Consider the following 14,479-nt stretch of genomic DNA (forward strand, 5'->3'; position numbering starts at 1 on the left):
GCCCCTTTTTTGTGCGTGTTCCTTGCCAGTTTCGGTATTTATTATCATGCGAAGCTTGCTATTTGTGATCACGTCCCTATATTCTAACTTCAAACAATGAATTGATAGGTTCCAACAATGGAAACTCAAGCTATGACCGATATTGAAAAAACGATATTGACCGTGCCAGTGCTGCCTTTAAGAGATGTTGTGGTTTACCCTCATATGGTGATTCCATTATTCGTTGGGCGGGCAAAGTCAATCGATGCACTTGATGCAGCCATGAAAGATAACAAGCAAATCTTGCTGGTCGCGCAAAAAGAAGCGGAAGTTGATGATCCGGATTTTACTGATTTGTATCAGATAGGGACGTTGGCAAATATCCTTCAATTACTTAAGTTGCCCGATGGAACCGTTAAGGTGCTTGTTGAGGGAAATCAACGCAGCACCGTTTTAAAATACTTCCTTACAGAGGATTTTATCGCCGCTGAAGTTACTGAAATCAAAGATCAGATTAATTTGTCCGAGCAAGCCCAGGAAGTATTGCAGCGGACGGTTATGAGTTCCTTTGATCAATATGTGAAATTGAATAATAAAATTCCTCCGGAGGTGCTTAATTCTCTGGCAGGCATTGATGATCCCAGTCGTTTTGCCGATACCGTTGCGGCACATATGAGTCTAAAGGTTCAGGAAAAGCAGGCCTTGCTGGAACTTGCCGACATTGAAAAGCGAATGGAAAATTTAATGACGCTCATGGAAGGCGAGGTTGATCTCCTGGAGTTGGAGAAGAGTATTCGCGGCCGTGTAAAGCAGCAAATGGAAAAAAATCAGAGGGAGTATTATCTTAATGAGCAGATGAAGGCCATTCAAAAAGAATTGGGCGAAATGGATGATGTTCCTAATGAAATTGAAGAGCTGGAAAGGAAAATCAAGGCATCCGGCATGCCTAAAGAAGCCAGAGACAAGGCCAATACTGAATTAAACAAGTTAAAGCTAATGTCTCCCATGTCTGCGGAAGCGACGGTAGTCAGAAATTATATTGATTGGATGGTCAATGTTCCCTGGAAGAAAAGAACCAAAGTCCGTCATGATTTAAAGGTGGCGGAAGAGGTTTTGGAAGAAGAACACTATGGCCTGGATAAAGTAAAAGAGCGAATTCTGGAATATTTGGCTGTTCAACAGCGGGTTAGGCAGTTAAAAGGCCCTATTCTTTGTTTGGTAGGACCTCCGGGCGTGGGTAAAACTTCGCTGGGAGAGTCGATTGCCCGGGCAACGAATCGCAAATATGTCCGTATGGCGCTGGGTGGTGTTAGAGATGAAGCCGAGATTCGCGGGCATAGGCGTACCTATATCGGTTCGATGCCAGGCAAAATCCTACAAAATCTGTCCAAAGCCAAAACACGCAATCCCATGTTCTTGTTGGACGAGATCGACAAGATGGCGGCCGATTTTCGTGGCGATCCTGCGTCTGCTTTATTGGAGGTGCTGGATCCTGAACAAAATCACACTTTTGCCGATCATTATCTGGAAGTGGACTTTGATTTGTCGGATGTGATGTTTGTTGCGACAGCAAATACGATGAATATACCGCCGGCATTGCTGGACAGGATGGAGGTCATTCGGTTACCCGGATATACCGAAGACGAGAAAACCAACATTGCCATGCGATATCTGATTCCCAAACAGGTTAAAAACAATGGCTTAAAAGCAAATGAAATCAATATTACCGAACCGGTAATTGTCGATATCATCCGCTATTACACAAGAGAAGCCGGCGTTAGAAGTCTTGAGCGAGAGATATCCAAAATTTGCAGAAAAGTAGTGAAAAGCCTTTTGCTGAAGTCCAAAGCAACAAAGGTAACGGTAACGTCCAAGAATCTTGAAAAGTATTTGGGGGTTAAGCGCTTTAACTACGGCCTTGCCGAAGAACAGGATCAAATTGGCCAAGTAACTGGATTGGCCTGGACTGAAGTGGGCGGTGAGCTATTGACCATTGAAACAGCCGTCATTCCGGGTAAAGGAAAACAGATTGCAACCGGAAAGCTCGGTGACGTCATGAAGGAGTCCATCGAGGCTGCAATGACGGTTGTGCGTAGCCGCTCGGAAATTCTGAATATTGATAACGATGTATTTCAGAAAAATGATATTCATGTTCATGTCCCTGAGGGCGCGACACCTAAAGACGGACCCAGCGCAGGTATTGGCATGTGTACTGCCATTATTTCGGCACTGACAAAAATTCCGGTCAAGGCCAATGTTGCCATGACAGGTGAAATAACGTTGCGTGGCGAAGTGCTGCCGATTGGCGGACTTAAAGAAAAGCTGTTGGCTGCCCACCGCGGAGGTATTACTACGGTATTGATTCCCGCAGAAAACGAAAAGGATTTGGCGGAAATTCCAGCTAATATAAAACAAAATTTGGACATTAGACCGGTCCATTGGATAGATGAAGTTTTGGCGGCTGCTTTGCAATATTTGCCCGTTGCGCCTGAAAAAAAAGAAGCTGTCGAAGCTAAAAAAACAGAAAATGCGAGTCAAACCAAGAAGCAAAACCTTACGGCGCATTGATTTTTATAAGTTTTTGATGGCAGGGATGCCCTTAAAAACGTGTTTGATTTACTGGGTGCGCCAACTCATTTTTGCCGGGTGAAATCAGCCGGCGAAAACATAAGAAAGAGACAATATATCGCAAATACTTAACTTAAACGTTAAATATTGATCAGAAAGCAAGCGGACTTTTTAATTTAAGAAGTCGCGATTTTTTGTAGAAATCCAGATAAATTAAGGCCTGAGAGGTTGAATAGCTTGACACTTTGCAAGGGGTGTTGATATAAATGTCAACCTTACTACGCAGCTGACAATGTTGCTCATTAAGTATAGAAACGCTTTGCGGACTAATAATTTACCTAAGTAATTTCCTAAGGGGGAATAATGAATAAATCTGAACTAATTGACGCTATTGCTGATAAATCCGGTCTGACTAAAGCAGATGCAGGTAGAGCATTAGATGGGTTTTTGAGTGCGGTTACAACTGCTTTAAGTGAAGGTGATTCCTTGGCATTGGTTGGTTTCGGTACTTTTTCCGTAAAAGAAAGAGCAGAGCGTAAAGGTCGTAATCCTCAAACCGGCGATGAAATCACAATCAAAGCAGCAAAAATTCCAACATTTAAAGCTGGCAAATCATTAAAAGATGCTGTAAACTAGGCCTTCTTTAGTCGGGTGCTTAGCTCAGCTGGGAGAGCATCGCCCTTACAAGGCGAGGGTCGGGGGTTCGAACCCCTCAGCACCCACCAGACTTAGGAGCGGTAGTTCAGTTGGTTAGAATACCGGCCTGTCACGCCGGGGGTCGCGGGTTCGAGCCCCGTCCGCTCCGCCAATTTAAAAAACCCCGGACCATAAGGTTCGGGGTTTTTTTTTTGCTTGATTTAAAGTGTTGTTACCATTTCATAGACTGTTGACAAAGGGTCAAGCCTAAAATATCAGACTTTATGACCTTTGTGCTTGGGTTGAAAAATCAACACAAGTTAATTTTGTAAACCACTCGAAAACTCGTCTGATTGATAACGTGATTTTTGTTTAAGGACCGCGCATATGCTGACAAAGATAAGAGAGAAAGCCCAGGGAGTATTTGCTTGGGTGATTCTAATTTTAATAACTGTGCCATTTGCATTATGGGGTATTCAAAACTATCTGGATGTAGGTAAAGAGACTCCGGTTGCATCGGTTGGCAGTAAAGACTTTTTCCAGAAGGATCTGACCAGAGCTTATGAGCAATACAGTCAAAGTCTGAAAAATACTGACTTCGATGAAGAGTCATTGAAAAGCCAGGCGCTGCAAAAATTAATCAAGGATGAGGTGCTTTTGCAGCATGTTAATTCTTTGAATCTGGTGATCAGCGATGAGACGGCAAGAAGCTTTATTACCTCATTGGACTATTTTCAGACAGATGGAAAGTTTGACAAAAAACAGTATCAGGCATTGCTTAATTCGCAGGGAATGAGTTCTTCGGAATTTATAAGCCGAATTAAAAATGCACTGACAATGGAGCAGTTCCAGCGTGCAGTCGTGGAGAATAGTTTTGCAACTCAACATGATTTGGATAGTTTCTTCAAAATACAAAATCAGCAAAGAGATGTTGAATACGTAACCGTTGCCCTGAAACAAATTACCGAGCAACCCAGTAACGAAGCAATAGAAGCTTATTTCCAACAACACATGGATGCCTATCAAAAGCCCGAGCAAGTCTCCGTCGAATATTTGGAGTTGTCGCTTGACGCATTGGCAAATGAAGTTGTGGCGACAGATCAACAGCTGAAAGCTTTTTATGAAGAACAAAAAGATTTCTACACCACTAAAGAACGTAGAAAGATCAGTCATATTTTATTTGCAGTCAACGATAAAACCGATGATGCTGCGGCGCTTCAAAAAGCAAAAGACGCTCAGCAGCAATTAGCCAATCAAGCCTTTTCTGAACTGGCTAAATCAATCTCTGACGATACGTTGACCGCCAAAAATGGAGGGGATCTGGGGCTATTTGAAGCTGGCGTTATGGAAAAAGCCTTTGAAGACGCGGCTCTTTCACTTAAATTGAATGAGGTTTCCGGACCGGTTAAATCATCTTTTGGTTATCACTTGATTACGGTAACCGAGTTAGTCAAAGGTGAGAGTAAGCCTTTCGAAAGCGTTAAAGATGAACTCACGAAAACCTACCAAAAGAAAGAAGCTGAAACGCGTTTCTACGAGCTGGGTGAAAGATTAACAGAGTTGAGCTACGAAAATGCAGATAACTTGAATGCTGCCTCTGATTCACTGGGAATAAAAACTAAAACGACAGATTTATTTACCAGAGACAATGGTCAAGGCATTGCCTCCGAGATAAAAATTCGCAATGCGGCATTTTCTGAAGAAGTCCTCAAAGGAAACAACAGTGAACCGGTCGAATTGGAAGGTGAGCGTCTGGTGGTCTTGCGTCTGCTGAAGCATGAGCCGGCAACAACACGAAAAATTGATGAAGTCAGGCAAGATATCATTCAGGCGATACTGATGGATAAAGCCAAGCAACAAACCGTTGAGCGGGCTGCTTTATTAACGAGCCGTTTGCAAGGTGGTGAGAGTGTTGAAGCGCTTGCCAAGGCTGAAAATTTACCGGTTAAAACGCATAAAGGACTCACTCGGCTGAACATGGAAATACCTTTCCAGTTAAGTCAGGCGATATTCAAGTCGGCTAAGCCTGTTTCTGGAAAACCGGTGATTTTTACGGTGCCTATGGAATCAGGGGATCAGGTTATCGTCAGCTTGCAACAGGTCAAGCCGGGCGAAATGTCTGAAGAAGATAAAAAACAAGCGGAACTTGCCTCTAAAAATCTGGCGAATGTTTTTGGACAGGCTTACTTTAATGATTTGTTAAATAACCTTGAGCAAAACGCAGACATTACGGTTCTCAAAAAATAATTGCATTGATTATTTTTAGAGGCTTGTCTTCAGGCTATTTTCAATAGCGGATAAAAAAGGGAGCCAATGCTCCCTTTTTTTGTGAGGTGAAACCAATAAAAAGCTTGGTTTTGTCAGATCAGGACGCAGCCAGACCGGCAATATTGTAACCGGCATCTACATAGGTGATTTCCCCGGTAATGCCTGATGCCAGATCAGAGCATAAAAACGCAGCCGCGTTACCGACTTCTTCTATCGTGACATTTTTCTTTAAGGGGGAGGTGTCTGCGGCTTTACTGAGCATCGCTTTAAAATTATTGATACCTGAGGCGGCCAGTGTCCGAATAGGACCTGCCGATATAGCGTTAACCCGGATGCCTTCAGCCCCAAGCGCCACGGCCATATAGCGGACATTGGCTTCAAGACTCGCTTTAGCAACGCCCATCACATTGTAATTAGGAATGGCTCTTTCTGCACCCAGATAGGTCAGCGTTAACAATGCACCGTTACGACCGGCCATCATGCTTCTTCCTGCCTTGGCTAGAGCGGTAAAGCTGTAGGAACTGATGTCGTGTGCAATTTGGAAGTTTCCCCGGGTTGTCGCATTGACATAATCCCCATCCAGCGCGTCACGAGGCGCATAAGCCACTGAATGAACGATGCCGTCCAAGCCATCCCAGTGTTTTGCCAGTTCTGTAAAAACGCCAGTGATGTGATCGTCATTGCTGACATCGCATTCTATCGTGATCTTTGAGCCGCATTCCTCTGCCATCTTGACAACTCTTTCCTGGAGCTTGTCGTTTTGGAAGGTGAATGCGAGTTCTGCACCTTGTCTATGCATCGCTTGTGCGATGCCCCATGCGATTGATCGATTACTGGCTAATCCGACGATCAAAACGCGTTTGCCCTGCATAAAACCCATGTTATCTCCTGTTGGTTTGTTGTTACAATAACGAAAGTATCTATGAGCCTCAATTTGATGTCCAGTAATTTGTCAATGAAACTAGCTGAGCAGCGTGTTCTTTTTTTAGTGTTATTGACACTCTTTTTAAATTTGGCGGGATGCGATTTATCCCAGCTGAACAATCCCTACAGCAAAGCTGAAGACAATCAGGCGGTCTTGTATTCGTCTTTTACTGAACGGCCAAAACACCTTGATCCTGCGGTTTCTTACAGTGCCAATGAATATGTTTTCATCGGCAATATTTATGAGCCGCCGTTCCAGTACCATTATTTGAAAAGGCCCTATGAATTAGAGCCACTTACCGCTGAGCGAATGCCTGCTATTCAGTTTCTGGATAGTAATGGGCATCAGCTGCCCGCTAATGCCGATGAGGGGTTGATTCATTACACCGACTATGTGATACAGATAAAACCGGGTATCTTGTATCAACCCCATCCGGCTTTAGCCAAATCAGATTCAGGTGCCTATCTTTATCATCATCTGACCGATTTGCAGTTAGACGGAATCAACACACTTAATGATTTTGAACAAACAGGTACGCGCGAGTTGACGGCGGAAGACTATGTTTATCAAATCAAAAGGATGGCTACTGCAAAAATTCAATCGCCTATCAGCGAATTGATGAAAAATTATATCAGCGGATTTGCCTCGTTTTATGAACAATCTGCCGGAAAAACGTTAAATGAGATACGCACATTGCCTCTTGAAGGCGTGGTTGCCGAGTCTCGATATACCTATCGAATCCGAATCAAAGGAAAGTATCCGCAGTTTATTTATTGGTTGGCCATGCCTTTCTTTGCGCCAATGCCATGGGAAGCGGATGTTTTTTACGACAACCCTCGCCTGACCGAAAGAAATATTACATTGGATTGGTATCCCATCGGCACGGGTCCGTTTCAACTGCAAGAAAATAATCCGAATCGTCGAATGGTGATGGTCAAAAATCCCAATTTTCACGATGACTACTTTCCTGATCAGGGCGAGGAAGAGGATAGGCTAAACGGGTTGTTGACGGATGCTGGCAAGAAACTGCCTTTTATCGAAAAAGTGGTGTTTACGCTGGAAAAGGAAACGATTCCGACGTGGAGTAAGTTTTTACAAGGTTATTATGATGTGTCCGGTATATCCTCGGACAGTTTTGATCAGGTTGTGCAGTTTTCAGGTACTGGCGACCCGAATCTGACTGCAGACATGCAAAATAAAGGCATCCACCTTCAAAAAGCGGTGTCCAGCTCCATCTTTTATATCGGGTTCAATATGCTGGATGCTACCCTGGGAAAGAATGGAGAAAAATCCCGTAAACTGCGTCAAGCGATCTCTATCGCTATTGATTACGAGGAATTTATATCCATTTTCATGAACGGCAGAGGCATTCCTGCTCACGGCGCCTTGCCGCCGGGCATCTTCGGGTATGCAGAAGGAAAAGAGGGCGTGAATCCTTATGTCTACGACTGGGTGGATGGTCAACCCAAGAGAAAAGACATTCAATATGCCCAAAAACTGATGAAAGAAGCCGGTTATCCTGGCGGTGTCGACAGAAAAACCGGTCAATCGCTGATTTTGTATCTTGATACACCGGCGGCCAGCATTGAAGAAAGGCCCAGGATGAATTGGTTTCGCAAACAATTAAAAAAACTGGGTATTAAGCTCGTTATTCGTGGGACAGACTATAACCGTTTCCAGCAAAAAATGCGGGCAGGTAATGCCCAGATTTTTATGTGGGGATGGAACGCAGATTATCCGGATCCTGAAAATTTCTTTTTCCTGTTATACGGTCCCAATGCGAAAGTCGCGTATGGTGGCGAAAATGCCGGTAACTATCAAAATCCCAAATTCGATCGTTTGTTCAGGCAAATGCGAAACCTCAACAATAATGAGCAGCGCTATAAATTGATTCAACAGTTGCAGAATATGATAAGACACGATGCGCCCTGGCTTTTCGGGCTTTATCCGGAAGATTATGTTTTGCATCACGGCTGGTACACCAACGTTAAGCCGAATCTGATGGCCAACAATCGCCTCAAATATCACAAGATTGATCCAGTAAAGCGCAAGGAAAGCCGGCAACAATGGAACGCACCGATCTTTTGGCCGCTGGGTTTATTTTTGTTGTTGCTGATCGGATTGATCGTTCCCGCTGTTATCGCTTATCGCAAAAAAATAAGATTGGTTTTAAATGACTAGAGAATACAGACTTTATGCCTCTGACAACCGGGTTTTCGTGACAGGTAGCAATCGAAGCCTATCAGTCACTGCTAGTGAGGTGCACTTGTGATTCATTATATTATCAGACGTTTGTTATACGCCTTGCCTTTACTGATTGGCGTCAATATCCTGACCTTTGTGTTGTTTTTTGTTGTCAACAGTCCTGACGACATGGCGAGAATGCAATTAGGTCAAAAGCATGTGACAGTGCAAGCCGTCGATAACTGGAAAAAACAAAGAGGTTACGATTTGCCGCTGTTATGGAATGAGGCGGGGCAGGGGCTTGAGGCGGTAACTCAAACTGTTTTTTATCAAAAATCGGTGGGATTATTCTGGTTCGATTTCGGTATTTCAGACAGTGATAAGCGTAATATTGGCGCGGACATCAAACAGCGCATGTGGCCCAGTCTGGCTGTTGCTTTACCTTCTTTGGTTTTAGGATTGTTAGTCAATATCACGGTTGCGCTGATGATGGTGCTTTTCAGAAACTCGTATCTGGAATTCAGCGGTGTCGTATTGTGCGTGATACTGATGTCCATTTCTTCGCTTTTTTATATTATCGGTGGGCAATTCTTATTCGGAAAACTCCTCAGGCTGGTACCAATTTCCGGGTATGACGGTGGCTTCAATGCGATTAAATTTGTTGTGCTGCCGGTTCTGATCGGCGTCGTATCGGGGATAGGCTCCGGTGCAAGGTGGTACAGGACCTTGTTTTTAGAAGAAGTCGAAAAAGACTATGTCCGGACGGCCAGAGCCAAAGGCCTCAGCGAAACGCAAACCTTGTTCAGGCATGTCGTCAAAAATGCGATGATTCCCATCTTAACCGGTGTGGTGGTTGTGTTGCCCTTGTTGTTTATGGGCAGTTTGATCATGGAATCGTTTTTCAGTATTCCAGGGCTGGGCAGTTACACTATCGATGCAATCAGCAGTCAGGATTTTGCCATCGTAAGATCCATGGTTTTTCTGGGTTCGGTGCTCTACATTTTCGGTCTGCTGTTGACCGATATTTCCTATACCTTAGTTGATCCTCGCGTCAGGTTGTCATAATGGTAGTGCTGTGGACTGATGCGTTAATCTATTTGCTGCTGATTTCCGGTTCAGGCTTTTGGTTTTATGTGCGAGGAAGGGCGACCATGCAGCGGCCTATCCGGAAAGTTGGCCGAAGCAAAACCGGTATGGTGTCGCTGACTGTATTGTTGCTGTTTGTCTGCATAGGCTTGCTGGACTCGATACATTTTAGAACCGACGAGGAGCGTTCCAATGAAATCATCAGTTTATTGGATTATTGGGCTTCACCGATTCGTCAAAATTCAGAAAAAACCTATTCCGCTCCATTCTCCGCGTATTTGTACGGTAAAGAATTAATGGCCGCAGATGAGGGAAAGCAGGTTTGGGGTTATCCGCGTCTCAAACATGGGGCCGCGCATCTGGCCGATCCTGACAGTGAATTAGCGGATGATGTTTTGATTAAAACGTTAACAGGTTTAGCTGAAGGGCTTGTGTTTTCTTTACTGCCTTTGAGTCTGTTGTGGTTGCTCGTGCGTAAGCGGGAAGATGCCTGGCTAAAGCAATCAACAGGGAAGACAGTCATTGCTGTTGTGGTGGTTTTGATCTCGCTGGTTTTTACGGCCATTGAGTTATCGGCTCATTATCATATTTTAGGCACCGATAAAGTCGGGGAAGATGTGTTTTATCAAGCGGTCAAAAGTATCCGGACCGGACTGGTGATAGGAACACTGACTACCTTGGTCATGCTGCCTTTGGCGATAGTTTTTGGCATATTGGCCGGTTTTTTTCATGGCTGGCTGGATGATGTCATCCAGTATATCTATACGACGCTCAATTCCGTTCCGGGCGTTTTGCTGATAGCGGCGTCCATTCTGATGGTACAGGTTTATATGGCCAATCACCCCGATGACTTTACCAGTTTGATCGTTAGAGCGGATATGCGTTTGCTGTTTCTTTGTCTGATTTTGGGGGTGACCAGTTGGACGGGTTTGTGCCGAATGCTGCGCGCCGAAACCTTAAAACTGCGTGAGATGGAATATGTGCAAGCTGCCAGAGCTTTGGGTGTTAAGCAGGGGATGATTTTATACAAGCATATCCTGCCTAATGTCATGCACATCATCATCATTTCCGTAGTGCTTGATTTCAGTTCTTTGGTGCTGGCTGAAGCGGTTTTGTCCTATATCAATATCGGTGTCGATCCCACCACGTACAGTTGGGGCAATATGATTAACGGTGCCCGGCTTGAGATGGCCCGCGAGCCCGCCGTGTGGTGGTCTCTCGCGGCCGCTTTCCTGTTTATGTTTACTTTGGTACTGGCTGCAAATTTATTTGCCGATACGGTCAGGGATGCTTTTGATCCAAGGCGAGCTGAACATGAGTAAACCGGTTTTGCAGGTCAATAATCTAAGTGTCGTGTTTGGCCGTGATCAAAAAGTCGTTGACGGTGTCAGCTTCGAGATTGCGCAGGGAGAGACATTCGCTTTGGTGGGCGAATCGGGATCGGGAAAGTCGCTTACTGCTTTGTCTGTGCTGCGCTTGCTGCCGCGTAACGCAAAATTGACGGCAAGATCCATTAAGCTCGGCGACCTTGATCTAATGACCATGGCTGAGTTTGATTTATGTCGAGTAAGAGGACGGCGAATTGCCTTGATCTTTCAGGACCCCATGTCATCCTTGAATCCGGTTCTGACTATTGGCCGGCAAATAGAGGAAGTGCTGGAAATACATCAATCAATGCCTGCAAATGCCATCAAATCCAGGGTTATTGAATTGCTGAAAAAGGTTGAACTCCCCAATCCCGCCGAGCGCATGGGTGATTACCCGCATCAGCTATCGGGCGGTCAGCGCCAAAGGGTCATGATTGCCATCGCTTTGGCAGGAAATCCTGAGCTATTGATTGCCGACGAGCCCACTACAGCTTTGGACGTCACCATTCAAGCGCAGATACTTGACTTATTGAAGTCGATACAAAAACAAACCGGCATGGCTTTATTGTTAATCAGTCATGATTTGGCATTGGTGTCGAACCGGGCCGACCGTATTGCCGTGATGCAACAGGGAAAGATCGTCGAGACCGGGAAAAGCAGCTTGCTTTTTAAACGGCCTACGCATCTTTATACGCAAAAATTAATGGCTGCATTGCCTTTGCTGGAGCACAGCATCAGGGCAGAGATGCCCGCCAGTGAGGTGGTGTGTAAGATCGAAAACTTCAAGGTCTATTATCCGGTTCGTAAAGGTGTTTTTAAGCGCGTGGTTGATCATGTCAAAGCGGTTGATGATGTGAGTTTTGATATTCAACGCGGCAAAACGCTGGCCCTGGTCGGAGAGTCGGGTTGCGGTAAAACGACATTGGGCAAAGCCTTGCTCAATTTGATTCCGGTAACCGCCGGCAGGGTTTTACTGGATGGTATTGAAATTAATCGCTTGAACGGAGAAGTATTGAGAAAAAAGCGGGCCGAGGTCCAGATTGTCTTTCAAGATCCTTTTTCATCGATGAATCCACGGATGCTGGTCGGAGAGATCATTGAAGAAGGGATAAAAGCCTTGCGTCCGGAAATCGATACTGTTGAAAGACAGCGCCGCGTCTTTGAACTTCTCAAGCAGGTTGATTTGCCGGAAGTATCGGCGCAGCGCTATCCGCATGAATTTTCAGGGGGGCAGAGACAGCGCATTTGTATAGCCAGAGCCTTGGCTGTAGAGCCCAAACTGATCGTATGTGACGAACCAACCAGTGCACTGGATGTGTCTGTGCAGGCTCAAATCATTGCTTTACTCAAATTGCTGCAACAGCAAAAAGGTATCAGCTATCTGTTTATCACGCATGATTTGGCCTTAGTGGCGGAAATTGCCGATGATGTTGCCGTCATGTTGGATGGAAAGATTGTGGAATACGGCTGTGTAGAACAGGTGTTGATGCATCCCGAACATGCCTACACTAAGACGCTGCTTAAAGCGGTTCCTCAATTACAGATTTAAGGTGTGATTACTTTTCGAAGGGCAGATAGATAATGTATTAGGGCTTGCCGACCGGGTTTGTTAACCCGGCCTTTTTCTCTTAAGCCTTGTCAGGCTCAAGTATTGCCCAAGACGACTTTTAACTCTTTTCCTGCTTTGAGGTTTTTAGCATTGCTGGGATTCCATTTAACCAAGTCTGAGACGGGTACATTAAATTTCTTGGAAATCTGGCTCAGCGAATCACCCGGTTTGATTTTATATTGGACTTGTTTGTTTACCGGTTTTAAGACCGATTTCGCACTCGCCAATATTTTCACTTTTGACGAGGATGGTTTTGCAGCGCTTAGTTTTGTTACAAGCTGAGTAGACGCTGTTGTCTTGTTAGCTTCTGATTTTCCTGGGTTTTTTATAACCAGTTTTTGACCCGCTTTAATATGAGCGCCCGGTTTCAAGTTATTCCATTTGGCTAAGTCATTTGCACTGACAGAAAATTCCTGACTGATGCGCCAGAAAGTTTGGCCTTTTGTTACGGTATGAATGACTTGTTTAGCCGGTATCGTAGTAATCAGCTTTTGGTTGGATGCTGCAGCAGTCTGGCTGACATTAGCTGAGCCTGGTAGCGAAAGCGTTTTACCGGATTGTATATGAGATGCTTTGCGCAAGCCGTTAGCCTTTAGTAAAGCACTGACGGTAACGCCGTATTTATTGGCGATTTCGCTTAAGCTTTCACCCCGTTTTACAACATGCTTCTCTGGTTTTTGGGTACTGACCGGGAGTTGTGTTCTAGTAATTTTAGCGGTTACAGGTTTCTCTTGTTCCGGTTCATCGTAGCTGGAAACTCTGTCATCAACGGAAAGTTGCGCAAGGTTCTGACGGAACAAATCTGCCTGATTGACAGGAATTAACAGGCGGTTAGGGCCGTTAGAGGTGGTTCTGTTCTTTTTAAAAGCCGGATTGAGCTTGACTATTTCTTCCATGGACGTGTTAGCCAGTTCGGCCGCCTTTCTTAGATCCAGCGGCGAATCGACGTTGACGACTTCAAAATAAGGCTGGTCAGGAATATCCTGTAAAGGAATATTGTAAAGCTCTGGATTGGCAAAGATTTTAGCGACTGCGATTAATCTTGGCACGTAATTAAAGGTTTCATTGGGCATTCTTAATGACCAATAGTCAGTTGGCAGGTCATTAGCCATATTCCTGTCTATGGACTTTTGAACATTACCCTTGCCCCAGTTGTAGGAGGCAAGTGCCAGCAACCAATCGCCTTCGAAGTTCTCGCCCAGGTCTTTTAAAAACTGGGTGGCCGCTTGAGTGGAGGCATACACATCGCGTCTGCCGTCATACCACCTGTTTTGCTTTAAACCGTAGAGGCGTCCTGTCTCAGGGATAAATTGCCATAAACCGGATGCCTGAGCCGATGAGTTGGCGTCTGGACGGAATGCACTTTCAACGATAGGTAGAAGTGCCAGTTCCCCGGGTATGTTTTTTGACTCGATTTCTTCAAGTATTAAATGCAGATAAGGTTCAGCTCTTTGCTGAACTCTGACCAAATATTCAGGGTTTTTTATAAACCAGTTGATTTCTTTTTCTATGCGTTCATTTTCAACTTCAGGCAGCGCATAGAGCGAAACCAGTCTGTCCCAAATGCTTCCGCCTTCACTTTTAACATGACTCGCTGAAGATTTTTTAAAATTTAATTTAGCGAGTTTACGGTTAGGGTATTTGGGTCTGACTGTTGGCTTAGCGTAGTAGTCATCATGAGAGATTACAGGTGGTTTTACACTTTGACTCAAACTGTCATTTGCCGTGTGAGAAGTACATCCCGCAGTGGTCATAATCAAAAGCGATAAAATCGGCAATGACCTGTTAGAATTAATCTTAATCATATCATTTATACTTTTTTACCAAGGAAAACGATAGTATAGCCGCTTTTGTTTG

At 44.7% G+C, this 14,479-nt stretch carries 9 protein-coding genes and 2 tRNA genes; 9 read left to right on the forward strand and 2 right to left on the reverse strand.

Features of this window, described 5'->3' with window-relative positions; translation table 11 throughout:
• Positions 1 to 117: 117 nt before the first annotated feature.
• The 5 genes from lon to GO003_RS10365 all read left to right on the forward strand — a co-directional run bounded on the left by lon (position 118) and on the right by GO003_RS10365 (position 5,430).
• Positions 118 to 2,547: an endopeptidase La gene (gene lon / locus GO003_RS10345; RefSeq protein ID WP_159657106.1), complete on the forward strand. Its 2,430-nt coding sequence runs from the start codon at positions 118 to 120 to the stop codon at positions 2,545 to 2,547.
• A 363-nt stretch (positions 2,548 to 2,910) separates the two neighbouring features.
• Positions 2,911 to 3,183 carry an HU family DNA-binding protein gene (locus tag GO003_RS10350; protein ID WP_159657108.1) on the forward strand — a complete coding sequence of 91 codons (273 nt, stop codon included), beginning with the start codon at positions 2,911 to 2,913 and terminating at the stop codon, positions 3,181 to 3,183.
• A 13-nt stretch (positions 3,184 to 3,196) separates the two neighbouring features.
• Positions 3,197 to 3,272: transfer RNA gene (locus GO003_RS10355), tRNA-Val, on the forward strand.
• 6 nt (positions 3,273 to 3,278) lie between these two features.
• A tRNA-Asp gene (locus tag GO003_RS10360) sits at positions 3,279 to 3,355 on the forward strand.
• 215 nt (positions 3,356 to 3,570) lie between these two features.
• On the forward strand, positions 3,571 to 5,430 hold the full coding sequence (locus GO003_RS10365) for a SurA N-terminal domain-containing protein (protein WP_159654075.1): 1,860 nt from the start codon (positions 3,571 to 3,573) through the stop codon (positions 5,428 to 5,430).
• A 118-nt stretch (positions 5,431 to 5,548) separates the two neighbouring features.
• On the opposite strand, the gene GO003_RS10370 is transcribed toward GO003_RS10365, so the two are convergent.
• Positions 5,549 to 6,331, reverse strand: coding sequence for an enoyl-ACP reductase FabI (locus GO003_RS10370; protein ID WP_159654073.1), 783 nt, complete (start codon positions 6,329 to 6,331; stop codon positions 5,549 to 5,551).
• Between the two features lie 42 nt (positions 6,332 to 6,373).
• On the opposite strand from GO003_RS10370, the gene GO003_RS10375 reads away from it, so the two are divergent.
• The 4 genes from GO003_RS10375 to GO003_RS10390 all read left to right on the forward strand — a co-directional run bounded on the left by GO003_RS10375 (position 6,374) and on the right by GO003_RS10390 (position 12,562).
• Positions 6,374 to 8,557, forward strand: coding sequence for an ABC transporter substrate-binding protein (locus GO003_RS10375; protein WP_231088933.1), 2,184 nt, complete (start codon positions 6,374 to 6,376; stop codon positions 8,555 to 8,557).
• Positions 8,558 to 8,644: 87 nt separating this feature from the next.
• Complete coding sequence (locus GO003_RS10380; protein WP_159654071.1) at positions 8,645 to 9,625, forward strand: ABC transporter permease; 981 nt, start codon at positions 8,645 to 8,647, stop codon at positions 9,623 to 9,625.
• Complete coding sequence (locus GO003_RS10385) at positions 9,625 to 10,968, forward strand: ABC transporter permease (protein ID WP_159654069.1); 1,344 nt, start codon at positions 9,625 to 9,627, stop codon at positions 10,966 to 10,968. The genes GO003_RS10380 and GO003_RS10385 overlap by 1 nt, the downstream gene beginning before the upstream one ends.
• The gene (locus GO003_RS10390; protein ID WP_159654067.1) at positions 10,961 to 12,562 is read left to right on the forward strand and encodes an ABC transporter ATP-binding protein; all 1,602 of its coding nucleotides are present in this window, start codon (positions 10,961 to 10,963) and stop codon (positions 12,560 to 12,562) included. The genes GO003_RS10385 and GO003_RS10390 overlap by 8 nt, the downstream gene beginning before the upstream one ends.
• 95 nt (positions 12,563 to 12,657) lie before the next feature.
• Here GO003_RS10390 and GO003_RS10395 read toward each other — a convergent pair whose 3' ends face one another.
• On the reverse strand, positions 12,658 to 14,334 hold the full coding sequence (locus GO003_RS10395) for a LysM peptidoglycan-binding domain-containing protein (protein ID WP_331001635.1): 1,677 nt from the start codon (positions 14,332 to 14,334) through the stop codon (positions 12,658 to 12,660).
• Positions 14,335 to 14,479 lie beyond the last annotated feature (145 nt).

This window comes from Methylicorpusculum oleiharenae, from assembly GCF_009828925.2.
GTDB classification, from domain to species: Bacteria; Pseudomonadota; Gammaproteobacteria; order Methylococcales; family Methylomonadaceae; genus Methylicorpusculum; species Methylicorpusculum oleiharenae.